Genomic DNA, 24,684 nt, shown 5'->3' on the forward strand with positions numbered 1-24,684 from the left:
GCAGGCGCGATCCGCGAAGACACGCGAACATACACGGAGGACAGAGCTTTGCTGCCAGTCGAAGAACAGCTGAAGGTCATCACCTCGGGCACCATGCAGATCGTGCCCATGGACGAGCTTCGCAAGAAGCTTGAGCGCGGGGTGCCGCTCAACGTCAAGCTGGGCGTGGATCCCACCAGCCCCGACCTCCACCTCGGTCACGCCGTCCCCCTGCGCAAGATGCGCCAGTTCCAGGACCTGGGCCACAAGGTCACGCTCATCATTGGCAACGGCACGGCGCTTATCGGCGACCCGTCCGGCCGCGACTCCACGCGCCCGCCCCTCACCGAGGAGCAGGTCGAGGCAAACGCCAAGACCTACGTGGCGCAGGCCATGAAGGTCCTCGACCCCGATAAGACCACCATCGTCCACAACGGAGACTGGCTGAAGCCCCTCGACCTCTCCAAGATGCTCAAGCTCATGAGCCAGTTCAACGTGGCACGCATCCTCGAGCGCGAGGACTTCCACAACCGCTATACCAACGGCCAGTCCATCGCCCTGCACGAGTTCATCTACCCGGTGCTGCAGGCCTACGATTCTGTCGTGGTGAAGGCGGACGTCGAGATGGGCGGCAACGACCAGATCTTCAACCTGCTTGCCGGCCGTGACCTCATGCGGGCCATGGGCATGGAGCCGCAGGTTGCCCTCACGGTGCCGCTGCTCGTGGGCACCGACGGCGTCAAGAAGATGTCCAAGTCCTACAAGAACTACGTTGGCCTCACCGACCCGGCCGATGACATGTACGGCAAGATCATGTCCATCACCGACGAGCTGGTGCCGCTCTACTTCCGCCTGTGCTCCACGCTGCCGGTGGACCAGATCGACGCCATCGACGCCGAGTTCAAGGCTGGGACGGCCGACCCGTACGCCCTCAAGCGCGAGCTTGCCCGCAACATCTGCGACCTCTACCACGGTGCCGGTGCCGGCGACGCCGCCCAGGCCGCCTTCGACGCCACGTTCAAGAAGGGAGAGGTCCCCGAGGACATTGCGGAGTTCCCGCTCTCCACGGTCCAGGTGAACGACGAGGGCAAGGTCTACCTGGCCAAGCTCCTGGTGGACGTCAGAATCGCTAGCGGCACGGGCGAGGCGCGCCGCCTCATCGACGGCGGCGGCGTCAAGATCGACGGCAAGGCCGTGGCGCCCAAGTGCTACAACGTGGACCCCGCGCTCTTCTCGGCGGGCACCGTGCTGCAGAGCGGCAAGAAGCGCTGGGCCAAGCTGGTGTAGTGAGGGTTTGCAACCATTTTGATGGCAACCGTTTGGGGCCGGCGCTCTCTCGGGAGTGCCGGCCCCAAACAACTTTCTGGGCAAGACGGTCTTTCTCGGGTAGGAGGCTATTCTTTCGAATCCAGGCGAGGCGTAGCTTGCCTCCGAGGACGCCTGACGTGCCACGAGGCGAGCCTCTGTGACGCCTGCCGGTATCCGTACATTCCGAGCAGTACGAAATAGCCGGAATACAGGTAGAGATACCGCGCCCTCGCCTCAAACGCGAGGAGGAAAAGGAGTATTGCCCCCACGCAATAGGCAATTACGAGCCAAGCGGGCTGAGAAGAGTTACATTCTTTCTCGGTCCAGCCACGATGCCTTCTCGGCCGTAGGAGCCCCAGGGGAATTCCAACAAGGCAGACAAGCCAGAGGGCCTGTTCGATGGTGCAGAAGAGCCGATATGGGGCTCCCTCCGAAGCATTGGCTGGTGGATAGATGTAGCTGTGGAAAAAATTGGAGCTGTCGTCCGAGGCAACGCCGACGGTCTCATGGATGAAGTCTCCCTCGGCGAGCCACGCAAAGGTTCCGTCATTGAAACACACGAGCGTTTTTTTCACGAGGTGCCTCGCCAGGCCAAGAGGGCCGTACGTCTCCAGACGTTCCTTGGTGACAGCCTTGTTTACTTCCTCGCGAGCCTTGACCGTGCTCTGGGTCATTGACAACACGATGTCATCGTAGGAGTAAACCCCATCCGTATCGTCGTTGAGCCCCATCATCAGGTAATGGCTTATCGTGAACCGGGGGTTGTCATCCCAGGTAATGTCGAGTTTCTCGGTCGCTGCACGAACCCCTGCGAGTGAGACGACAAAAGCGAGCAGCATAATCGCAACGTTAGATACTGCCTTGCGGAAGATGGGCGTCTTCAAAGACTCCAATACCCAGACCAGGCAAGCCGAGATAAGCACAAAGATGCAAGTTGGTTTGATATTATACGCAGCTGCGCTAAGCAGCCCCAGGGCGATGAGCGACAAGGGGTTGTCGACGTGGCACACGAGAAGGTAGAGCATCAGCGTGCAGAAGAAGAGGCCATACGTGTCTGAGTAAGGAATCATGTACCACGGGGAAAGCCCCACCAGTACAAAGAAGACGATGTCGGCAAGCAGCGAGGTCCTTCCTTGGCCAAGCAGCTTGGCAGAAACCCTAGTGAACAGGTAGAAGGATAGTGACACCAAGAGCATCGAGATGATGGCAAAAAACACGCCTTCGGCCATCTGTGGTACCACGGCTGCGCGAATGCGGTCTTGTGCTCGGAGGAGAATCAGCAACAGGAGGTTGTTGGGATAGCGCGAGAAGTACGAGTAGTACGAGCCATCCGCAGCAAGCGTTTGTGAAAGCGGAGCCGGAAGGATGGAGGCCTCGCGGACGATCCCCGCATCCCATCCGGTGAGAAAACCGACGTTGTAGAAGGAGACGAGCTGATAGCAATACAGGGCTGCGGTCGCTATGATTGCAACCCTCCTGCCGCTGCCAGCATGTATGGACTCTTTGGTGGTGGTTCTTCTCTGCAAAACAAGCTTATGGAAGAGAATCACGCCTACGACGGCTATCGCGAGAAGGGCGAGGTTTGGGAGAAGGGGAACGTTATACGAGCGCAGCCTGTAGTCGATATTGCGGTCAACGAAGACCACAATCGCGCACACCAGTACATAGACGAGAAGTACGGCATTCATCAGACCCCGTGCAAGTCGCCGGCTCCAGGTGTCTGGCGCATTGCTCATTTGAACCACACCCTATTTGCGGTCCGCGTCAAGCCAGTGCTTGCGGGAGAAGAAGTTCCACAGCATCACGATGCCCGTGGCGAGTACCTTTACCAGGATATACCAGCGCTCGCCCAGTGCGGCTGTGCCACCCCACATGATGAGCTGGTTGAGGCCCAGCCCGATGAGGGAGAGCACCACAAAGATGATGAACTCGCGCCCCTTGGAGAGATCCTCCCTATGCCTGAACACAAAGCGCATTGAGGCCAGGTAGTTGAAGACCGTGGAGGTGCAGAACGATATGCCCGAGGAGATGACAGGATCGACACCAAATACCTCGGTGAGAAAGATCATGATCCCAAAGTCGATGCCCGTGGCTATTGCGCCCACGATGCCAAACTTCATGAACTGCGTAACGAGATTCTCGAGTCCGCCCATGAGCGGGTGCCTAATCTAGCTCGACGTCCACGATGTAGCGTGGACGCTGCTTTGTCTCGAGGTACGCCTTGCCCACGTACTCACCGGTCACGCCTAGCGAGGTGATGACAAGGCCACCCACCAGCCAGATGGAAACCATGAGGCTGCCCCAGCCGGCAACTGCGTTGCCCGTCGCGCAGCTCACGATTGTGTAGATGAGCATGATGAGGGCGACGAAGAGGGCAACGACGCCGACGGTCGTCATCACGTGCATGGGCTCAATGGAGAATGACGTGATTCCCTCGGCTGCGAGGGCGAGCATCTTTGAGAGGGGGTACTTCGACTCGCCTGCCATGCGCTCCTTTCGAGCGTAGTAGACCTCGTCGGACTTGAAGCCAAGGGAGGGAACCATGCCGCGCAGGAAGAGGTTTGCCTCGCGGTACTGTGCAAGCGCCTTGAGAGTACGCGAACTCATGAGACGGAAGTCCGCGCTGTTGTAGACAACCTCAGCTCCCAACTTGTTCATGAGACGGTAGTAAGCCTGGGCGGTGTTGCGCTTGAAGCCGGTGTCTGTGTCGCGATTGTTACGAACGCCATAGACTATCTCGGCGCCTGCAACGTACTTGTCGACCATCTCTTCGATTACGCTGACATCATCCTGGAGGTCGGCGTCGATGGAGACCGAAATATCGCAGCCACGGTCGAGCGCATCCATGAGCCCTGCGTAGAGGGCGCGCTGGTGCCCCTCGTTGTGAGCGAGCTTGATACCAGTGAAGACGCGGTTGCTCTCGTGGAGCGAGCTGATGATGCTCCACGTTGAGTCCCTGGAGCCATCATCCACAAAGATGATGCGGCTGTCTGACGAGACCTTTCCCTTACTCACGAGGTCTTGGACGGTGCTCGCAAGGATGTTGCTTGATTGAGGAAGGACTTCCTCTTCGTTGTAGCAGGGAACGACTATGCAGAGTAGTGGTATGTTATCTCGCACGCTCGGGGGGACTATATTTAGATGCCTGTCGTTCAAGGCGTTTCTCCCAACGTTGTGACCGTGCTTGGCGATGACGCTAGCCATTATATTCGGGCCATTGGGCCCCAAGTAGCGCCTGGCTCAGAGAATATCTGAATATCTGTGGTTGGCCTCATGTGGAGGGGCGAGCATTTCTATGATTGCAATGCAAGTTTTCTCGGCCGGGGCTGTTCCTCGCGCCTTATCCAACTGACAGGGAGAACAAGTTTGACCACTACAAGGGGCATAGAGCTCCTGGCTCCGGCCGGAGGTCCCGAGGCGTTCAACGCCGCGCTGGCAGCCGGCGCAAATGCCATCTACTGCGGACTGGGCAACAACTTCAATGCCCGGCGCAGCGCGCACAACTTCACCGACGAGACCTTTGGCGAGGCGTGCCGCCGTGCGCACCTGGCAGGAGCTCGCGTCTACGTGACGGTGAACATTGCGGTCGCCACGCGTGAGATTCCGCAGGTGCTCGAGCTTATCCGCCGCGCCTGGCTGCTGGGGGCGGACGCCTTCATCATCCAGGACTGGGGGCTTCTCGCCGAGGTGCGCCGCAGCTGGCCGCAGATCGAGTGCCACGTCTCCACGCAGGCAAACGTGCACGACGCCCGTGGCACCGCCTGGTGCCGCGAGCTGGGCGTTGCTCGCGTGACGCTCTCGCGCGAGCTCTCGCTGGACGAGATGCGCACCATCGCGCGCGAGGGCGTGGAGCTTGAGGCCTTTGGACACGGGGCCCTCTGCTTCTGCTACTCAGGCGTGTGCATGATGAGCTCGCTTGCAGGAGGGCGCTCGGCCAACCGAGGCCTCTGCGCGCAGCCGTGCCGCCTGCCATACGACCTGGTTGACGAGGACGGCCACGTAATCGAGGCCCCCGGCCGTACGCGCCCCCTCTGCCCCAAGGACTATTGCGTTGTTGATGACCTTCCGCAGCTGCGTGACGCGGGCGTGGCCTCGCTCAAGGTCGAGGGCCGCATGAAGTCGCCGGACTACGTGTACTCCGTGATCTCTGCCTACCGCGGGGCGCTCGACGTGCTGGCTGCGGGCGAGAAGGACGAGAAGGCCGTGGCCGCACGCCACCGCACGCTGCGCCGCGTCTTCAACCGCGACTTCACCGACGCCTACCTCTGGGGCCGCTCCGGCGACGAGATGATGAGCTACGAGCGCTCAAACAACCGCGGCGAGCTGGTGGGCGAGGTCGTCTCGTCCCGCCGCCTGGAGGACACGCTCGTGCGGCGCGGCGGCTCCGACGGCGGGCGCGAGCGCATGCGGCGCCTCACCCGCGCGGACGTGGGGATTCGCCTGGACCAGCCGGTGGGGGAGGGCGATCTGCTCGAGCTTAGGCCGGTGGAGGACCCCTCGCAGTTCCTCACGGTGCGCGCCGAGCGCGCGGCAGCGGCTGGCGAGACGATCACCTGTCGTGCTTCTCGACCCATCCCGGCGGGCGCGGTGGTGCGCGTGATTCGCTCACAGGCGGCGATGGACGCCGCCGCGCGCGTCTCCGGGCTGGACGTGCCGCGCCGCCGTCCCGTCACCGTGACGGTGCGGGCGCGCCTGGGCGAGCCCTTCTCGGTGACGCTTGCCTGCGCGGACGGGAGCGCTTCTGCCACGGCGGAGGGCTTTGTGGTCGAGGCTGCCCGGACCAAGGCCGTGACCAGGGAGGACCTCGTCGAGCACGTGGGCCGCATGGGGCAGAGCCCCTTCGAGCCCGTCTCGTTCGAGGTGGAGATGGACGAGGGCGCGGGCATGGGCTTCTCGGCCGTGCACAAGGTGCGCGCGCGGGCGTGCAGTACCCTTGAGCAGCAGATTCTTGCTCCGTACGAGATGCGCGGAGAGGGCCTTGCCGTGGCTCCCTCGGCACGCGGCGTGGCCGCGCGCCTGGCAGAGGTGCGCGAGAAGGACGGCCTTGCCGTGCCGGACGCGTGGGACCGGCCCGCACCGGAGGCCTGCGCGCTTGTCGCTTCTGCCGAGGCAGCGCGTGCCGCGTTCGAGGCCGGCGCCGCGCGCGTCTACGCGACGTCGGACGCGCTTGAGGATGGTGGCACGTGGCCGGAGGGCGTGATTCCCTGGCTCGACGAGGTGTGCCGCGAGGGCGACCACTCACGGCTTGACCCCTGGGTGCGCGCCGGTCAGCCCGTGGGCGTGGGCAACGTCTCTGAGCTGGCGCTTGCCGCCTCGCGCGGGGCGCTGCCCGAGATTCGCACCTGCATCCCCGTGCACAACGAGAGCTGCCTTGTGGCACTTGAGACGGCGGGCGCCGCGGGCTTCTGGCTCTCACCCGAGCTCACGCTGGAGGAGGTCTGCGCGCTTGCGGGCGCGGCGTCGGTGCCCGTGGGGCTTGTGGTCTCGGGGCGCGCGCGTGCCATGACCAGCGAACACTGCGTGCTTCAGGCGGCCGGGCGCTGCATCCACGACTGCCCCAACTGCGAGCTGCGCCGTCGGCGCCTCTCGCTGCGCGACATCGACGGCAACCTCCTGCCGGTGCGAACGGACGTCCACGGGCGCTCGCGCATTTGGGCGGCGCATCCGCTGGACGCAACGCCGCAGGCAGATGCCCTTGTCGCCGCCGGCGTCACGCGCCTTATGGCCGACGCCACGCTCCTCTCGCCCGAGGAGTGCGCGTTTGCCGTCGAGCGCGTGGTGCGCGCGCTTGCCGCCGTGGCCGAGGGGAGGCGGCCTGCTCCTCGTGTGCAGGGCGCAACCTCCGGGCATCTTTTCTCGGGCATTGGGTAATATGTGACCTTGTAACCCATCATTGCGCTAGGAATTCGCACATCGTGAGTTCGCGCGAGACCACAGGCGCGGGGGCACCCGCGCGGGAGGAGAGACCATGGCAGAGAACGAGACCCCCAGCACCGAGCAGGTCGCAAACGACCAGGCCAACGAGGCCAACGAGGCCAAGCCGGTGCTCAACCGCAAGCTTCTGTCCGAGACCATCGACATCATCCGCCAGAGCCTCCAGGCCGACGGCGGCGACCTTGCCCTTGTCGACTGCACCGACGACGGCGTGGTGACCCTCGAGATGCAGGGCGCCTGCGCCGGCTGCCCGCTCTCGACCTATGACATGTCCGAGGGCATCGAGCGCATCCTCAAGGAGCACGTGCCTGGCGTCACCCGCGTGCAGCCTGCGGTTCTCTAGGCCGGGTGCTGCCCCGTGTGGCTGAACGACTTCTACCACTCACTGAATCCCATCGCGTTCACGCTTGGACCCTTCCAGGTGCGCTGGTATGGCATCGCGTACCTGGCGGGGTTTTTGTGCGCGGGGTTGGTGATCGCGCGCGTGGCCAGGCGCTGGAAGCTCGACCTTTCCACCGACGACGTGCTCTCGGTGATGATCGACGTCGCCGTGGGCGTCATCGTGGGCGCACGTATCTTCTACGTGGTGTTCTACGGCGCGGGGTACTACCTCGAGCACCCGCTCGAGATCTTCGCCCTCAACCAGGGCGGCATGAGCTTTCACGGAGGGCTGGTGGGCGCCCTTCTCGGCGGCACCATTGCGTGCAGGCGCTGGAAGCTCTCGGTGCTCACGGTTGCCGACCTCGCTGCCATCGGCGCGCCCATCGGGCTCTTCTTTGGCCGCTGCGCCAACTTCGTGAACGGCGAACTGTGGGGCAAGGAGACCTCGTTGCCGTGGGGCGTGATGTTTCCCAGCGGCGGGGCGGTGTGCCGGCACCCCTCGCAGCTCTACGAGGCCCTGCTTGAGGGTGTGGTGCTGTTCTGCGTGCTCTTTGCGCTGTCAAGGCGCCGGCCTCCCCGGCCGCAGGGTACGTTCATCGGGACATTTCTCATGCTGTACGGCGTGTTCAGGTTCCTCATCGAGTTCGTGCGACTGCCGGACGCGCAGCTGGGATACCTTCTCGGCACTGGCTGGCTCACGATGGGCCAGGTACTGAGCCTGCCGCTTGTGGCGGCGGGGATTGTGGTGCTGGTGCTGTCCTCGCGGCACGGCCGTCCGCAGGTGGGGCACCTCGATGCCGCGCCGGACGGCGACGCCGCGGCAGCCAGATAACGCCGCTGCAGCCAGATAACACCGCTGCCGCAAGATAACGCTGATTTCCGATACACATTCGGACCCGAATCTGTGACGCGCCAAGGTCGATACACATTCGGATGACGAATGTGTATCGACCGAGCCATCTGCGGGGGCGCCTTTTGTCCGTGGGCGTCAGCAAGCTCGAGTCCCCGCTAGCCTAACCTCGTGTTGAAAAATCCCGTGCGCGCCTGTGACACGGCGGGCACGTCCAGAACGGCAAATCTTTGATGCCCTTCGTATCCACGCGGCCTTCACATTTCGTACCCACCTTTACCAGGGGCTTTTCTGAGCCACCCGCATTCGTTGCTGGCGATAATAACCCGCACCTCGCAACCCGCACCCCAAAATTCCTGCGCGAACCTCTCAAGCTGCAAGAAAGCTGTCAGAAGCGTGCAAGAACCCCGTCGGCCTTTCTCAGAAACTCGGTTAGCCACCCGGCGCCCGTCGATATCCTTTGGGCATGGCAATCTACCTGGGACATACCTCGGCACTTGAGTACTGGCGCGGCAACGATTGGCCGCCGCCGGACGCGTCTCGCTCTGTCCGCATCGACCGACTCGGTGCGAGCTGTTCTGTAGAACGAAAGGCCTTGGCCTTCTCGCCTCCGTTGTCCGAACTCACCCTTCCCCTGGAGGTCCTCGTCAACGGTTCTACCAGGCGCGCCGCAACAGCTCTCGAGCATCCCCACTACTGGAAGTGGGGCGGGCTCTTCCTGCCGCTCGAGAACAGCGTCTTCGTTGCGTCCCCCGCAGACACGGTCCTCCAACTGGCACACGATTTCGACCTCCCTGAACTGCTCCTTCTCAGCTATGAGCTTTGTGGCACATATCGTTTCCCGGTGCGCGGAGAAGAGACTGCCTACGGGCGTCCCGCCTGCATGATGCCCGAGTCGTTGCGACGTGCCCTGTATGGGCGAGAGGGGATGCATGGCATCAAGAAGATTCGTCTCGTGCTGCGCTATCTGCTGCCAAAGTCGGGCTCTCCAATGGAGACGGTGCTGGTACTCGTGCTGACGCTGCCTCCGAGGTTGGGCGGGTACGGGCTTCCCACCCCAGTGCTCAACGTGCGCTGCTACATCGACGAGAGCGGAATGACGTACTACATCCCCGACCTCTGGTGGCGGGATCGGAACGTCGTTCTGGAGTACTTTGGCGGGCGCGACCACACGGAGCTGCACGACATGGTGTTGGACAACCTGCGGAGAAATGACCTTCTCGACAGCGGCCAGCAGGTGCTTGTTGCCGTGTACGAGCACCTCGCGAACGGGGCGAGCATGGATCGCCTGGCCGCGCAGCTGTCGCATCAGCTTGGGCTGGGCAAGATCGAGATGAGCAGAGAGGCGCGGGAGCGCCGGCGCGAGCTGCGGACCAGGCTCCTTCGATGGCGAGGTGGCGTGGAGGGGCGAAACCGCGAGGGCGCATGACGACCACCGCCGTGCCGATGTGCCGCTGCTGATACACATTCGTCCTCCGAATGTGTATCGACCTGGGCGCGTCACACATTCGTGTACAAATGTGTATCGGGCGTGTATCGGGCGAGAAGTGCTCCCGCCGCTCTCCGGCAGCAACAGGCGCTTCTCGTCTATACTTCAGGCGACATTCAAACCGAGGGCACGGTTTGGGCAGCTGTGAGGCCTGCAAATGGATCCCGGTTCTACTCCGGGTCAGCAACCAGAACTGTGCTCAGATGCGCGCGCCACGCTGTTGGCGGCGTTGCGCCGTGAGGCTACCGTCGCCACTCGACGGCCCTGCCTGCCCTCGACGCTCCCAAGGGAGCAGATCACAGGGAGGCGGGCATGAAACCCACAAAACCCATGGCAGCGTCCGGGACAAACCTGCGGAAGCGCATCCTGGCGGTCACGTTGTCGCTGGTCACGGCCGCATCGATGGTGCCCACGAGCGCGCTTGCCGAGGCTGCGGCGGAGTCCGCCCCGGCCACGACGTCGGCAGCGGCTGCCGCGAACGCATCGGTCAACATCTACTCCACCTACCTCACCACCAGCGAAAGCTCGACAAGCGGCACCTACGCCTACGCCGCCTCGGACACGCTGTGGGCGTGGGCGCGCGAACGTGGCGCCAGCGCTCCCATCGATGCCTCCACCCTCACGTACCAGTGGCAGGTGAGCTCCGACAACTCTACCTGGGAGGACATCCCCGGCGCCATCGCGCAGTCCCTCTCCCTCGCCAACTACGCTGGCCGTTACGTGCATTGCGTGCTCACGACGGCCGACGGCGTCTCCACGCGCACAACGCGCAGCCGCAACGCGGTTGCCGCTGCCGGCTCGGTCAACCTCGTAAGCGTGTCGCTGAGCAACACCGGCAAGCTCGCACCCGGCGACACCCTCACCGCAACGGCCAAGGACGCAAGCGGCGCCGACGCCACCTCCAATGCCAGCGTTACCTGGTCCTGGTACGCCAGCGACTCGGCGTACGGCACGGGTGAGAAGATCCCCGGCGCCGAGGGTCCAACCCTCACCGTTACCTCCGACCTCTTGGGCAAGTACCTCTACGCGAGCGCAGACGGTGGCTACGGGGCAACCGAGAGCTCCGCCGCGGGACCCGTACAAGAGGCCGGCGCCGTCACCCTGTACAAGGTGACGGTCGACGCGTCCGGCCGCGCGACGGTGGGCCAGACCATCTCGGCCACGTCATACACCGGCCCCTACACCCAGGCGACCTCCGCAGACGTGGTGCACTACCAGTGGCAGTGGGCTGCAAGCAACTCGACGGACGACACGGCGTTCACCGACATCCCCGGAGCCACCGCCGCGACGTTCACCGTTCCCGCGCAGACCGCTGACGGTATGTCGCTTCTCGGCACGTACCTGCGCGTCAAGGCAATGAGCGGCAACTCCGTGGTCTCCACCAGCGTTCCGTCCTACTACGGAACTACCTCGCAGGCCCCTGTTGGCCCCGTCGCGCTGGCGGGCGCCTACGACGTCTCAAGCGTGAAACTCTCGTCGTCGGAAACAAACGCGCAGGTGGGGGCCACGCTCACGGCGCAGCCCCAGTACGAGAAAGCCAGCAGCTGGGGCACCTATGAGGCGGATCTGCCCTCGGACGCCCAGCTCACCTGCACCTGGTACGCGGCGGATGACGCAGCGGGCACCAACGCGCGCGAGCTCACGGCGGCCGACGGCGCAAACGGCACCACGCTCGTGCTCTCCCCGTCGCTTGAAGGCTCATACGTGTGGGCAAGCTGCAGCGCGCTCATGGCGTCGGCCAGCAGCGAGAAGACCCAGGTCAAGGCCGCAGGCAGCTACGACCTCCACCACGCTTTGGTATCGCCTGCGTCGGGCACGCTCGTCACCGGCGACACCGCAACGGCGACGGTCTACGCCGCGCAGCTCTCGGGCAGCAACGTGGACGTGACCGGCAAGGACGGCGTGAACTTGCAGTGGTACGTTGCCGCAAGCGCCGATGCCCCGTCGGCAGAGTGGCAGCCGCTTGACGGCTGCACGTCGGCAAGCCTGCAGGTTCCTGCAAGCGCGGCGGGCAAGTACCTCAAGGTCGTGGCAACAAGCGGCGACGCCTCCGTTTCCGCCGCCTTCGACCAGCCCGTCGCCGACAGCACCACGCTCGCGGGCGCCGTCGCGCGCCTCCAGAACGAGAACTGGCGCCCCTCGCTCACGTACGGCACCGACACCAACGTGAACGACGTGCTTCTCGCCAAGCTGGCCGAGGAGGGCGTGGACACCACGGGTCTCACCGTGCGCGTCACCAGCGTCGACTTCCAGGACACTGGCGAAAACGCCACCGTGGGCATCTCCACCGCAGACGCGGACAACGGCACCGTCACGTACTTCTCGTGCGATACCGACAAGGTCTCCAGCTGGAACATGTCCTCGCTTCAGACGGTGAGCTCGATCGCGTTCACGCTCTCGCGCGGCGACGAGACCGCAACGTACACCCCCAACCGCACGTTCCAGGTGCCCTGGGACGAGGCTGCGGCGCGCGCGGTGCTCCAGAAGAAAGCCGATGCCATCACGCTGGGCTTTGCCGAGGGCGACTCCGCGGGCTCCGTGACCCAGGCCTTCTCGCTGCCGGTAAGCCTGGGTGGCGCCACTGCCTCGTGGAGCGCAAGCGACGGCACCGTGAAAGTAACCGGCGAGAGCTGGGACAGCACCCTCACGGCAACGCCCACGCGCGGATTGGTTGATACGCCGACAACCCTCACGGCAACCGTGTCCTTCACGGGCTACGGCATGCCCAACGTTACGGTGACCAAGGGCTTCCCGGTTACCGTCAAGGCAGACCCCGAGGCTGTTGCCGCAGCTCAGGCGGAGCTTGCGTCTACGGTCGAGACGGGCTTCACGTACGAGAAGGTAACCGCCTTCTCGACGGGGGACGCCGTCGACCACGAGGCCATTACCGGAGACTTGCAGCTTCCTACCACTCGCGCGCTGGGTGTGGACGGCAAGGCCTACAGCGTTTCCTATACCAGCGACGATCCTCTCGTCAGCTTCAACGGCTACCACGCCATCGTGGTGCGGCCCCTGGGCACCGCGCGCACCGTTGCCATTACCTGCACGGTCACGGATAAGGCGAACCCCCAGGTCACAGCCACCAAGACGCTCGAGTTCACACTCGCTCCCGTAAGCGAGAAGGAAATCGACGAGGCGGTCTCGCTCATGGAGGACGCCAAGGCGGGGTATGCCTTGGCGCTTCTCGACGGGCAGGGTGCCAGCAACGTGACAGGGAGCCTCCACACGTTCCTGGGCGCCTACCGCGACGCTTCCGGCAACCTGGCATGGGCGCGCAACCGCGACACCCAGTCCGCGCACCCCGGCATCGTGCTGGTTGACCTGCCCGGATACAGCGACATGGGAGGCATGACCTGGCGCACCTTCAAGTCAAGCCGCCCGGACGTGATCTCCAACGAGCTTCTCGCCTACACCAAGCCCGCCGACAACACGCGGGTTACCGTAATCTCGCGCCTTGCCGACGAGCGCTTCCAGACCTACTACGAGTTCTACAAGGATGACCCCACGGTGAGCGACCAGCTCAAGGCCAAGCTGGCGAGCCTTGTGGACCAGGACGTCTCGGCAACGTTTACGGTCGCGGGCACCTCCGGCCAGGACGCGCCGGCAACCGTTTCGGCAAGTTGCGCGGTCATTGGCCCCAACGCCACCGGCGCGAGTGTCAGCTGGGCGCCTGAGACCTCGCTTTCCGTCGAGCCGGGCACCACTGCGGCAGACCTCACCAAGCAGGTTCTCGACGCCAACGGCATCACCTATGACGCCGACCTCTACACCTTCGCCAAGGACGGCACCTTGCTTGGCTACGACGCCGCAACCGGCAAGTGGTGGCAGCTCTTCATCAATGGTGAATCCGCCACGGTGATGGCCTCAAACTACGTCCTCAAGGAGGGCGACAAGGTCGTCTGGTACTACTCCGCCTGGGGCGACTCGCTTCCGGGCCAGGTCACCGGCTCGGTCAAGGTGATAGGCAAGGACGCCTCGGGCCTCGACCAGGTCTGGGCGGATACCACGTCGCTCACCCTCGTGGAGGGCTCCACGGCTGCCGACCTCTCCGAGGCGGCGTTTGCCGAGAAGGGCCTCGCACACGATTCCGGCACCGCAAGCTGGGGCTGGTACCTCAATACCATCACCTCGCCCGTGGATGGCCGCGTGCTTGGCTGGGACGCCGAGACTAACGCGTACTGGCACCTGTTCGTAAACGGAAAGATGTCACAGGTGGGCGCCGGCAGCGTGAACATAGCCAACGGCGACGAGGTCGTGTGGTACTACTGCGCGGACGCTGACAACCTTCCCAAGAGCGACGCCCTGGTTGTCGATCCTGCGGCCAAGCGTCCCGTTGACCTGAGCGCTGCCTGGCCCGGCTACAAGGGCGCTGACGAGACGGGCGTGGTGCGCGGGCTCTCGACGCCCGTGCCGGGCTCCGGCACCTACGCCAAGCTCGACTGGGCGCAGTCGCGCCTCACCACCGCCATGTACGTCAACGCGAGCGACGCGATCATTGTGAACGGCGACGTCTATGACGCCGTACAGACGCAGCTCTATCGTCGCGACGCGTCCACCGGCCTGGTGCTCGACGAGGCGCACCTTGCCGCGAGCGTTGACTCCACGGCGCGCCTGCAGTACGCCGACGGCCTCATCCTTGTGCCCCTGCATAGTGCCCGCATACAGGCGCTCACCGCCGACACGCTGACCACGGTTTGGGTCTCGGCGGCGTTGCCCAGCTCGACTAGCTCGAGTGGCAAGGCCGTTGACCAGCAGCTTCTCTCGTCCGTTACCGTGCGCGACGGCAAGGCGTACTTCTCGACCGTAGCCCCCGACGGCAGTGACTCCTGCGGCGGCTACGTGGCCTGCGTGAGCCTGGCGGACGGCAGCATTGCATGGTCGCACGAGGACACGGATGCGGGCTACTACTGGACGGGAGCCGTGCCAACGTCTGCGGGGGTGCTCACGGCCAACGATGCTGGGCAGGTCTCGCTGCTCGATGCGGCGACGGGTCGCGTGCTCTCCTCGGTCGAGCTGGGCACGCGTTGCCGCGCGCAGCTGGCAGTGAGCGGCAACGTGGCATACGCGGTCACGACCGACGGCTCGCTGCACAAGCTCTCCCTGGGTTCTGACGGCTCGCTGACGGCTGGCCGCAGCGTGAAGTTTGGCTCGTACTCCACCTCGTCGCCCACCATCTGCGACGGTCTGCTTTACGTGGGCGGCTCCTCGTCCGCAGACGTGACGCGCGGCGCGCTCTTTGTGATTGACCTTGCGTCCATGCAGGTGACGCATGAGGCGCTGGTGCCTGCGACTGCCGTCGAAGGCCAGGTGGGAACCGGCGACGTGAAGAGCACGCCGCTGGTGAGCGTTGCCGCCGACGGTAACACCTACGTGTACTTCACCTGCAACGGCATGCCCGGCGGCGTGTACGCCTACCGCCTGGGCGATACGGTCGCCACCACGCTCTACCAGCCCGCGGCCGACCTCTGGCAGTACTGCATGAGCTCCATCGCCTGCGACGCAAGCGGCAACCTCTACTTCTTCAACGACTCCGGCACCCTCTTCAAGCTGGACGCAAGCGAGACCACGTCCGTTCCTAACGGGGACGAGGCCGAGAACGGCGAGAACAACGGTGGCTCTGCGGATGGCAGCGGCAACGCTGGTACCAGCGGTAATGCGGGCGGCAACACCGTAGGCGGCGCCTCTGACAATACCGTCTCGACCCCATCCGCCATGACGTCAGCAAAGCCTCGCGTACCCGTCTCTGCCAGCAACGCGTCGACCGGCTCCGTTACAGTTGACCCCGCAGCGTCAGATAACGGCTCGCTTCTCGACAGCTACTCGTCAGAGGACGTGACGAGCGTCACCTCCATTGGCGACAAGGACAACACGGTTACCGGCGAGACGCCCGCAGCTTACGAGGCAACACAGAAAGGCCTCCCCATCTGGCCCATCGTGGGCACCTGCGTGGGTGTGGCACTGTTCGTCATCCTGCTTGCAACGCGTCGTCGCCGCAGCGAGGGCGACGCCACCGAGGGGAGGCGCGGCTAGATGTCAGACAACGACACGCTGTCCAACAGCAAGCAGCCCGCAAGCGGCACGCGCACTGCCAGGGTGATCCTTGCGGTTCTCGCCGCCGCCCTCATCGCCTTCTGCGTGTGGGCGATGTCCGTCTACGCGCAGGGTGGCGACCCGCTCGCGTGGGTTACGGGTTCCGATGCGTTCCAGACCACGGCTGACGAGACGGACCAGGCAGCCGGTCAGGGCGATGACAGCCAGCAGCAAGCATCACAGGCGCTCACCGTCACTACGGATGATGTCTACACGGCGCTTGCGTCGCTCCAGTTTGATGGCATGGACGTCTCGCTCGAGAAGGACGCCACCCACGTGGTCCTCTCCGCGGATGGCATCTGGGTCGAGGAGGCAAGCTCCGCTCCTGCGCCGGACATGGCACTTGCCTGCGCCCAGCGTTCCGCGGCCCTCGCCACCTGGGCATCCGAGCAGGGCGTGGGCATCCCGAGCGTCACCTGGATCTGCGAGGACGGCGCTGGCGCCGTGCGCATGGCCATCACCATGCCTACGGACGGCGCCCCCACCACGGGCAGCCTACCTGCGCTCCTCTCGGCAGCAACGGGCTACGGCATCTCCGGCAACGCGTATGCCCGGCTGGACGCAGACGACATCTCGCAGCTTGCGGGCACCGCGCCGACGCTTCCGGACGGCACGGCCGTCTCCATAGACGCCGCCGTGACGGCTTCTGGCGAGGACCTCTCCACCACAGATGTCGCAACGCGTCAGAAGGAGGTCAGCGCCGGGACAGCGGACACCTCCGGTGCCGGTGCCACGTCCGGCTCCAACGTCTCGTCCTCTAGCAACTCCTCGTCGGCAGGCGGCACGCAGCCCGAAAGCACGTCTGCCAGCCCCGCCCCGCAGGAGTCCAAGGTCCGCGTCACCGTGACCATCGACGCGCGCGCCGACGGAGGGTCCACCAGCTCGTATACCGTCTCGCTCGACCCCGGCGCCACGGCATACGACGCCCTGGTGGCAACCGGTGCCAGCGTGAACGCGCGCAGCACGGCCATGGGCGTCTACGTTGCCGCAATCAACGGGTACGCCGAGAAGGACCAGGGCGGCGAGAGCGGCTGGAAGTATGCGGTCAACGGCAGCTACCCCAACTACTCGGCAGGTGCCTGCACGCTCTCGGATGGCGATGCGGTGACGTGGGTCTACGTTACGTCGGCATAGTGCAAGGAAAGTGCGTCATACTCGTCCCATGCTAACCATGCGAGACACACATACCGCCTTCGACACCTGTCACCCGGCCGTGCCGGCAGCCTACTTCGCCGCCGCCATCCTCATCGCCATCTTCGCGATGCAGCCGGTCTGCGTGGCCATATCGCTCGCGGGGGCGCTCGCGTTTTCGTTCGCCGCGCGCGGATGGCGCCGCACGCTCAAGGGCCTCCGCTGGCAGCTCCCCATGGTGGCGCTGGTCGCCGTGGCCAACCCGCTCTTCTCGGCATCTGGCTCCACGCTGGTGGCCCAGCTTGGCCCTATGGCCATCTACCAGGAGAGCATCGCCTACGGTGCCTGCGCGGGAGCCCTTCTCGTTGCCGTGGTCCTGTGGTTCGAGGACGCTGCCTGCGTGCTCACCCAGGACCGGCTGCTCCAGCTGGGCGCCCGCGCGCTTCCCACGGTGACCCTCGTGACCTCGATGGCGGCGCAGATGGTGCCACAGCTCTTGGATCGTGCGCAGACCGTGCGCGCAGCGACGCTCGCCACCACGGCTGCCGCGCCGCAGGGCTCGCGCGACCGCGGCGTGCGCGTGGCAGACCAGCTCATGAGCTGGTCGATGGAGGACTCCATCGAGCGCGCCGACGCCATGCGCGCCCGCGGATGGGGCGCTACGGACTGCCGCAGCTGCTACCTGCCCGATTCCTTTCGGAGCTCTGACGCGCTCGCGCTTGCGGGCATAGTGCTCCTGGCGGCGGCAAGTGCGCTTCTCGTCTCTGTGGCCTGCTCGCAGTGGCGCTTCTATCCAACCATGCCTCGCCTGGTTGCCTGGTGGGGCTATGTTCCGTACATGGTGCTGGCGCTTCTCCCCACCCTGCTTGACCTGGGGCAGCGCATACGGTGGGGGAGGGTCGCATGAGTGCGCTTGAGTTTGAAAACGTGAGCTTCACCTATCCCGCAACAGACACGGAGCCGCACCCCGCACCAGTGCTTGAGCATGTCTCGCTTGCGGTGCCCGAGGGCGCGTTTGCGCTGCTCACGGGCAGCACCGGCTCGGGCAAGTCGACGCTTCTGCGCCTTGCCAAGCCCGAGGTGGCGCCGGTAGGCACGCTTGTCGGCCACGTGCTCGCGTTTGGCAAGGACGTGCGCACGCTCTCGCCGGTGGAGTCCGCGCAGACCGTGGGGCTCGTCTTCCAGAGCCCCGATAGCCAGATCGTCTGCGACACCGTGTGGCACGAGATGGCCTTTGGTCTGGAGAACCTGGGGACGCCTGTAGCCGAGATGCGCCGCCGCGTGGCCGAGACCTGCATGTTCTTTGGCATGGAGCCATGGTTTCGCCAAAAGACGGCAAGTCTCTCCGGCGGCCAGCGCCAGATGCTCGCCCTTGCCGCTACGTTGGCCATGCGTCCGCGCCTGCTGCTTCTGGACGAGCCCACCTCGATGCTCGATCCAGTTGCCGAGAAGGACTTTCTCGCCATGCTCTTTCGCGCAAACCGCGAGCTTGGGGTCACCGTGGTGGTGGCAACGCACGCGCCGGAGCCCATGCGCGTCGTGGCCACCTGCGCCTTTCGCGTGGAGGACGGCCACGTGAGCGAGCTCTCGCTCGAAAAGGCCGTTGCCGCCTGCGCCTTTAGGCCGGAGGAGGTGGCGGCAAAAAGCGTGCCTGCCAGCGGCAAGCCCGCTGCAGGTGGCTTGACACCTGCGCTCTCCCTTCGCGACGCGTGGTTTCGCTACGGACGCGATGCTGACTGGGTTCTGCGCGGGTTGGATCTCACGGTGCCCGAGGGCCAGGTCACGGCCATCGTGGGCGGAAACGGCTCGGGCAAGACTACCCTCTTGCAGCTTGCGTGCGGCTCGCTTGCACCGCAGCGCGGCCGCGTCTCTCGCCCCCATGCGGCGTCCCAGGCGTACCTGCCGCAAAGCCCGCGTGCGATTCTCTCGGCGCAGACCGTGCGCGACGAGCTCATGCTCTGGTCAAAGGGCGCGGGCTACGGCGATGCCCAGGTCACGGCCATGATGGGGCGCCTGGGTCTTTCAGACGTTGCGGCGAGAAACCCGCTTGACCTCTCCGGTGGCCAGCAGCAGCTCGTGGCCTTTGCAAAACTGCTGCTTACGAAGCCGGACCTGCTCGTTCTGGACGAGCCCACCAAGGGCCTCGACGCCGCGGCTCGCACCAAGCTTGCCCGTCTCGTGCAAGAGTTGCGACAGGAGGGGAGAAGCGTCCTTCTTGCCACGCACGACCTTGCGTTTGTCTCTGCGGTGGCAGACTCCGTGTCGCTGCTCTTCGACGGGGCCGTAACGTGCACAGAAGGACCCGACGAGTTTCTCGCCGGGTCCTGGCTCTACCACGTGTGAGCTGTGGTGCACGACGTAGCGCCGTCGGCACGACGACAGCCTGCTGACGGCAATCCGCTAGAAGGTGAGGAACGGCTCCTCCATGCCCTCCTCCTCGAGGTCGTCCTCGGTGAGGTCGTCCAAGTCCTCCATGTCGTCGAGCTCGATTTCGTCGCCGTCGTCCTCGCCCCAGCCGTATGCGCTGGCAGCAAGCTCGTCCACGCTCGTGTCGGGAAGGGCGCTGGTCACCGAGCACAGGCCGTCGATGGCGGGGACAATCTTTTGCCACTGGGTGATCACCGGCTCCTGCGGCACGCCTTCCAGCTCGACGAGGGAGTCAAGGTAGATCTCGCTTGCGCCCTCAAGCAGGTCAGACTCGGCGCGAACGCTCGCGAACTTTGACGCAAACTTCTCGAGGGCCTCGTCCGCCGAGTCCGCCTCAACCACGCACGGCATGAGGCAGTAGTTGTTTGCCTGGTCCTTGTCATCGTTGTAGCTAAAGTTTCCAACGTAGAGCATGGGGCCTCCTCCGGTCGATGGGTGCGGCACATGCTCATCTTAGGCAATTCGGCGCAGCTTGGGGGCTGGTTCCCGCAAGCGGGCGCTACGCTATGTGGCATAGAGTGTCACATGCTGGTTTTCTGACGAGAAAGGCAAGGGCCATGGCAACGAGCAGCGCGATCGCAACCTGCCAACGTGTCATCGCTGGCCTCGAGGTGCCGTCGATAGTCGCTGTTCCCGCGGTTCTCGTTGCCTGCGCCGTGAACGGCGTGCAGGCGGCTGCGGGGCTCTCGCTTCTGGTGGTGGTTCTCTGCGTGGGGCTCTTTCTGGCCAGCTTCGAGGCCTCGCGGCCTGCGCTCCGACAGGTCATGCCCACGGCCACGCTCGCGGCGCTGGCGGCGGCCGGGCGAATCCTCTTTGCCCCCATTCCCGACGTCAAGCCCGTCTCGGCGATTGCCATTGTCGCGGGCGCCACGCTGGGCAGACGCGAGGGCTTCATGGTGGGTGCGCTGGCGGCGCTGTTGTCCAACTTCTTCTTTGGCCAGGGCGTGTGGACGCCCTGGCAGATGTACGCGTGGGGGCTCGTCGGCTACCTCGCGGGCGTGCTGGGTGAGCGCGGTCTTCTTAAGCGCCGCGGCGCGCTGCTCGCGTACGGGTTTCTCTCGGCTCTCCTTTACGGGGCGATTCTCAACGGCTGGTACGTGGTTGGGTACGTGGAGCCCATCACCTGGCCCACCGTGGCCGCAGCGTATGCGGCTGGTCTCCCGTGGGACTGCCTGCACGGAGCCGCCACGGTGGGCTTTCTCGCAGCAATCTGGGTGCCGTGGGGCGTGCGCATCCGACATGCCGTCGCGAAGTACGGCCTGTAGCGGGTCGCCGGGCCGCCGCCGGGCCGTCCCTCCCCTCGAAACGGGAAAACTGCGGCTTAATTGCAGTTCAAGACAGAGGCTGCCGAGAAGAACCGCAGGTAGCGTGCTTGGGCCTTCGTGGCGAGGTGCAATTAAGTCGCAGTTTTGGCGGCTGGGCCGCGTCCGGGCAGGTTCCGGGCCCCGCCGCCCGTGCCGCCCCCGCACCCCGCACCCCGCGCCCGCACGCCCCGCGCCCCCACCAAAAATTGTGAAGAAACCCGGACTTCCGCCCCGCGCTACGCGCCCCCATGCCCGCTCACCCTTGCGTCAGCGTCAACAGAGAGTAAAATTTCATAGGTTCAATGGGTATCGACCGCGTTCGCAGCCCCTGTCGCCCCAAGGTGACGCCAGCCGCACGCCCTCGCGCCCGCAGCAAGCAAGAAGCGCGGACGCGTGCCCGCGCGCCGTGTGGATAGGAGACTCAATGTCCGGACACTCTAAGTGGGCTACCACCAAGCACAAGAAGGCGGCCATCGACGCCAAGCGCTCGTCGCTCTTCTCCAAGCTCTCGCGCAACATCACCGTTGCCGCCAAGATCGGTGGCGACCCCAACCCGGACAACAACGCCACCCTCGCCGCTGCCGTCCAGCGCGCCCGCATGGTCTCCATGCCCAACGCCAAGATCAAGGCGGCCATCGACAAGGCCTTCGGCGCCGGCGCCGACGCGGCCGTCTACGAGGAGATCACCTACGAGGGTTACGGCCCCGCAGGCGTTGCCCTCTACGTCGACTGCCTGACCGACAACAAGAACCGCACCGCCGCAGACGTCCGCTCCGCCTTCACGCACGCTGGCGGCAACCTCGGCACCTCCGGCTCCGTCGCGTTCCAGTTCGAGCGCAAGGGCTCCATCGCCGTCGAGAAGGTCATCCACAGCGACGAGAAGAAGGTCCCCGACCGCGAGAACGCCGTGGACGAGGACGAGTTCATGCTCGCCGTGGCCGAGGCCGGCGGCGAGGACTACGAGGACGCCGGAGACGAGTGGATCGTCTACACCGCCTACGACAAGATGCAGGACGTCCAGAAGGCGCTCGAGGCCCAGGGCATCGAGGTCAAGGGCTCCGAGCTCACGATGATGCCCACCACCCCCACCGACGTCTCCGTCAACGACGCCAAGAAGGTCCAGCGCCTCATCGACCGCCTCGACGAGCTGGAGGACGTCCAGAACGTCTACAGCACCATGAACGTCACAGACGAGATCGCCGAGGCCCTCGCAGAAGACGAGGACTAGCACGCTACCGGCGCCGGCGGCCACAAGGCCCCGGCGCCGCTCTCTTCTCGGCACCCGTCTGCAAGGCCCCAAAAGCCAAGCTCCCGTCCAAGGGAAAGGTCAATGACTCTTCTCGAACTCCTCCAGCTGCTGCGCAAGCACCTCAGGCTCGTGGTCCTGCTTCCCGTGGCATTCGCGGTCATTACCGGCGTGTACGCCTTCTTCCTCCCCAACCAGTACACCGCCAGCACCTCCATGTACGTGCTCTCCAAGTCCAGCAGCCCAGACGGCACCACCGTCACGCAGGGCGACCTCTCGGCATCCCAGATGCTCACGAACGACGTGTCCAGCATCATCAAGTCCGACCGCGTGAAGGGCGACGTCGCTACCCAGCTGGGTCTCGACAACCTCAACGCCTACAAGATCGACGTCACCAGCTCCACCACCACCCGCGTGATCGACCTCTCCGTCACCGGCACGGACGCCGAGAAGGCCGCGGAGGTCGCAAACGCGTTGGTAACGGACGTCTCGAACGTCGCCGCACAGGTCATGAACGTGCAGTCCGTCAACGTGATCGACGCGGCCGTCACGCCCACCACGCCCTCCGGCCCCAAGCGCGCGCTCTACATGGCGGTCGCGTTTCTCGCCGGGCTCTTCGTGGCCGTCGTGATCGTGGTCGTTGCCGACATGGCCGACACGCGCGTGAGGAACAGCAAGGACGCCGAGGAGATCGCGGACCTGCCCGTCGTGGGCCACTTCCCCAAGGTCGAAGGGATGTAGCAGATGCCTAGGAGAAACCAGCGCGCCGAGGAGCAGAGCCAGGCGGTCTCTAACGCCGCGCAGACCCTCTTCGCCAACATTCGCTTCATGAGCGTCGACAACCCCGTGCACGTCCTTGCCATCACGTCCTCGGTCCCCAACGAGGGCAAGACCTTCGTCTCGGTGAACATCGCCTCGGCCATCGCCGCCTCCGGCGCCTCCACGCTCCTCGTCGAGTGCGACATGCGCCGCCGCAGCGTTGCCACCCGCATTGGCGTGCACGCCCAGACCGGCATCTACTCCGTGATGACCGGTCAGGTCTCGCTCGAGCAGGCCGCCGTGCGCACGCCCACCAAGAACCTCTACTTCCTGGATGCCGAGCCGCACATTCCCAACCCCTCGAACATCCTCAACTCGCACCACTTCCAGAGCTTCCTGGACAACGCGCGCGGCCGCTTTGACTATGTGGTCTTCGACACGCCGCCCGTGACCACCTTCGTGGATGCGGCCGTCCTGGGCACCAAGGTCGATGCCGTGCTGCTCGTCGCGCGCGAGAACTTTGTCAAGCGGGCGGAGCTCCAGCAGGCCGTGGACCAGCTCCGAGCTTCCAACTGCAACCTCGCCGGCGTGGTCATGAACGGCTGCGACTTTGGCAAGGGCAACAGCTACTACTCGTACTACTACGAGAGCGGCGAGGGCGGCCGGCGCAACCGCGCCGAGGAGGAGGCAAGCGCCCCCAAGTTCGTCCCGGCCAAGCCCCAGCCCCAGAAGGCGCCCGCCTCAAGGCCCGCCAGCAACGGCCACCAGAACGGCTCCGCCTCCCAGACGCCCGTGCCGGCAGGCCCGCCCCCACGCAGGAGCCAGCCCCAGCAGCAGGCGCGGGCGGCACAGCCCCAGCCCCAGCCGGCCCCGGCGCAGCGCCCTGCCCAGCAGCCCCAGGTGGCAACGCAGCCGCAACTCCAGCGCACCCACGTGGCCGGCCCCGGCGATACGGCCATGTACCAGCGCCTGGCCGAGCAGTCCCGCGTTGCGCGCGCCGGCCGCAGCTATCCCCGCTATGATGACGAGGAATACTAGCCCACGGTAGGGGAGCGAGGCGTGCACGATATTCACTGCCACATACTTCCCAGTGTAGACGACGGCTCCTCCTCCATGGAGGAGTCGCTTGCTATGCTTGCGGCCGCCAAGGCGGCCGGCGTGACGGAGATAACCTGCACGCCGCACTGCCGAGACCCCTACTTCGACTACGATGCCATGTGGCAGGCCTTCTACCAGTTCCAGGACGCGGCCGGGGGCTTTCCCCTGCACATGGGCTTCGAGGTCAACCACCACAAGCTCATGGACCTGGGGATGGACTGGGCGCGCGTGCTCGGCTGCTATGGCACGGCGGACTTCCTGTTGGAGCTCTCGGTCAACGCGTCGCCATCACGCTTTGCGGAGTACGAACGGACCATCTTCGAGCTGCAGGGGATGGGCTTCAACGTGATCATTGCGCACCCTGAGCGCTATGTGGCAGTGCAGCGGGACGTGGGGCTAGCCCAGGAGCTTGTGGACATGGGCTGCAGGCTCCAGGCATCTGCGGACTTCATTGCGGGTGGGCGTCTGGGTGCCGAGAAGCGCCCGGCAATAGAGCTCTTGAAGCAGGGGCTCTACACCTTTATTGCAAGCGACGCGCACTGCGTGAAGCACTACCAGTACCTTGCCAAGGCGCTGAGAAAGTACGGGAGCTACCTTGCGTAGACCTACAGGCCATGGGCTTGTTTCGACATACTGATGTGATGATTGTGGCGTGCGGGACTGAATGTCCTTTCCATTGGCCTGAAAT

18 protein-coding genes are annotated in these 24,684 nt (G+C 65.0%); 14 read left to right on the forward strand and 4 right to left on the reverse strand.

Features of this window, described 5'->3' with window-relative positions; all coding sequences use genetic code 11:
* Positions 1–48 precede the first annotated feature (48 nt).
* A complete protein-coding gene (gene tyrS / locus BMX94_RS04455; RefSeq protein ID WP_091004102.1) occupies positions 49–1,266 on the forward strand; it encodes a tyrosine--tRNA ligase in 1,218 nt (405 codons plus the stop codon).
* A gap of 107 nt (positions 1,267–1,373) precedes the next feature.
* Here tyrS and BMX94_RS04460 read toward each other — a convergent pair whose 3' ends face one another.
* The 3 genes from BMX94_RS04460 to BMX94_RS04470 all read right to left on the reverse strand — a co-directional run bounded on the left by BMX94_RS04460 (position 1,374) and on the right by BMX94_RS04470 (position 4,407).
* Positions 1,374–2,933 (reverse strand): glycosyltransferase-like membrane protein, encoded by a 1,560-nt coding sequence (locus BMX94_RS04460; protein ID WP_143052266.1) that lies wholly within the window; start codon positions 2,931–2,933, stop codon positions 1,374–1,376.
* A 102-nt stretch (positions 2,934–3,035) separates the two neighbouring features.
* A complete protein-coding gene (locus BMX94_RS04465; protein ID WP_091004108.1) occupies positions 3,036–3,440 on the reverse strand; it encodes a GtrA family protein in 405 nt (134 codons plus the stop codon).
* A gap of 10 nt (positions 3,441–3,450) precedes the next feature.
* Positions 3,451–4,407 carry a glycosyltransferase family 2 protein gene (locus BMX94_RS04470; protein ID WP_286160018.1) on the reverse strand — a complete coding sequence of 319 codons (957 nt, stop codon included), beginning with the start codon at positions 4,405–4,407 and terminating at the stop codon, positions 3,451–3,453.
* Positions 4,408–4,653: 246 nt separating this feature from the next.
* Between BMX94_RS04470 and BMX94_RS04475 the strand changes: the two genes are divergently transcribed.
* From BMX94_RS04475 to BMX94_RS04510, 8 genes are all read left to right on the forward strand, one after another.
* On the forward strand, positions 4,654–7,158 hold the full coding sequence (locus tag BMX94_RS04475; protein ID WP_286160019.1) for a U32 family peptidase: 2,505 nt from the start codon (positions 4,654–4,656) through the stop codon (positions 7,156–7,158).
* Between the two features lie 97 nt (positions 7,159–7,255).
* Positions 7,256–7,564, forward strand: coding sequence for a NifU family protein (locus BMX94_RS04480; RefSeq protein ID WP_091004113.1), 309 nt, complete (start codon positions 7,256–7,258; stop codon positions 7,562–7,564).
* 15 nt (positions 7,565–7,579) lie between these two features.
* The gene (gene lgt / locus BMX94_RS04485) at positions 7,580–8,434 is read left to right on the forward strand and encodes a prolipoprotein diacylglyceryl transferase (RefSeq protein WP_091004116.1); all 855 of its coding nucleotides are present in this window, start codon (positions 7,580–7,582) and stop codon (positions 8,432–8,434) included.
* Between the two features lie 613 nt (positions 8,435–9,047).
* Entirely contained in the window at positions 9,048–9,881 is an 834-nt protein-coding gene (locus tag BMX94_RS04490) for a hypothetical protein (protein WP_091004118.1), read from the forward strand.
* 372 nt (positions 9,882–10,253) lie between these two features.
* Entirely contained in the window at positions 10,254–15,971 is a 5,718-nt protein-coding gene (locus BMX94_RS04495; protein ID WP_091004121.1) for a DUF4430 domain-containing protein, read from the forward strand.
* Positions 15,972–17,165, forward strand: coding sequence for a DUF4430 domain-containing protein (locus tag BMX94_RS04500; protein WP_143052267.1), 1,194 nt, complete (start codon positions 15,972–15,974; stop codon positions 17,163–17,165).
* Between the two features lie 28 nt (positions 17,166–17,193).
* The gene (locus BMX94_RS04505) at positions 17,194–18,069 is read left to right on the forward strand and encodes an energy-coupling factor transporter transmembrane component T family protein (RefSeq protein WP_218138458.1); all 876 of its coding nucleotides are present in this window, start codon (positions 17,194–17,196) and stop codon (positions 18,067–18,069) included.
* Entirely contained in the window at positions 18,066–19,505 is a 1,440-nt protein-coding gene (locus tag BMX94_RS04510) for an ABC transporter ATP-binding protein (protein ID WP_091004124.1), read from the forward strand. Before BMX94_RS04505 ends, BMX94_RS04510 begins: the two co-directional genes overlap by 4 nt.
* A 57-nt stretch (positions 19,506–19,562) precedes the next feature.
* On the opposite strand, the gene BMX94_RS04515 is transcribed toward BMX94_RS04510, so the two are convergent.
* Positions 19,563–20,003, reverse strand: coding sequence for a hypothetical protein (locus tag BMX94_RS04515; RefSeq protein ID WP_091004127.1), 441 nt, complete (start codon positions 20,001–20,003; stop codon positions 19,563–19,565).
* Positions 20,004–20,146: 143 nt separating this feature from the next.
* Between BMX94_RS04515 and BMX94_RS04520 the strand changes: the two genes are divergently transcribed.
* The 5 genes from BMX94_RS04520 (at position 20,147) to BMX94_RS04540 (ending at position 24,599) form a co-directional block, all read left to right on the forward strand.
* Positions 20,147–20,854 (forward strand): ECF transporter S component, encoded by a 708-nt coding sequence (locus tag BMX94_RS04520; RefSeq protein WP_091004130.1) that lies wholly within the window; start codon positions 20,147–20,149, stop codon positions 20,852–20,854.
* A 463-nt stretch (positions 20,855–21,317) separates the two neighbouring features.
* The gene (locus BMX94_RS04525) at positions 21,318–22,121 is read left to right on the forward strand and encodes a YebC/PmpR family DNA-binding transcriptional regulator (protein WP_091004132.1); all 804 of its coding nucleotides are present in this window, start codon (positions 21,318–21,320) and stop codon (positions 22,119–22,121) included.
* A 102-nt stretch (positions 22,122–22,223) separates the two neighbouring features.
* Complete coding sequence (locus tag BMX94_RS04530) at positions 22,224–22,880, forward strand: YveK family protein (protein ID WP_091004134.1); 657 nt, start codon at positions 22,224–22,226, stop codon at positions 22,878–22,880.
* A 3-nt stretch (positions 22,881–22,883) separates the two neighbouring features.
* A complete protein-coding gene (locus BMX94_RS04535; RefSeq protein ID WP_177171324.1) occupies positions 22,884–23,936 on the forward strand; it encodes a CpsD/CapB family tyrosine-protein kinase in 1,053 nt (350 codons plus the stop codon).
* A gap of 21 nt (positions 23,937–23,957) precedes the next feature.
* The gene (locus BMX94_RS04540) at positions 23,958–24,599 is read left to right on the forward strand and encodes a CpsB/CapC family capsule biosynthesis tyrosine phosphatase (protein WP_091004139.1); all 642 of its coding nucleotides are present in this window, start codon (positions 23,958–23,960) and stop codon (positions 24,597–24,599) included.
* The last annotated feature ends 85 nt before the right edge of the window (positions 24,600–24,684 follow it).

It is taken from the genome of Olsenella sp. KH3B4 (assembly GCA_900111695.1).
Classification (GTDB): domain Bacteria; phylum Actinomycetota; class Coriobacteriia; order Coriobacteriales; family Atopobiaceae; genus Tractidigestivibacter.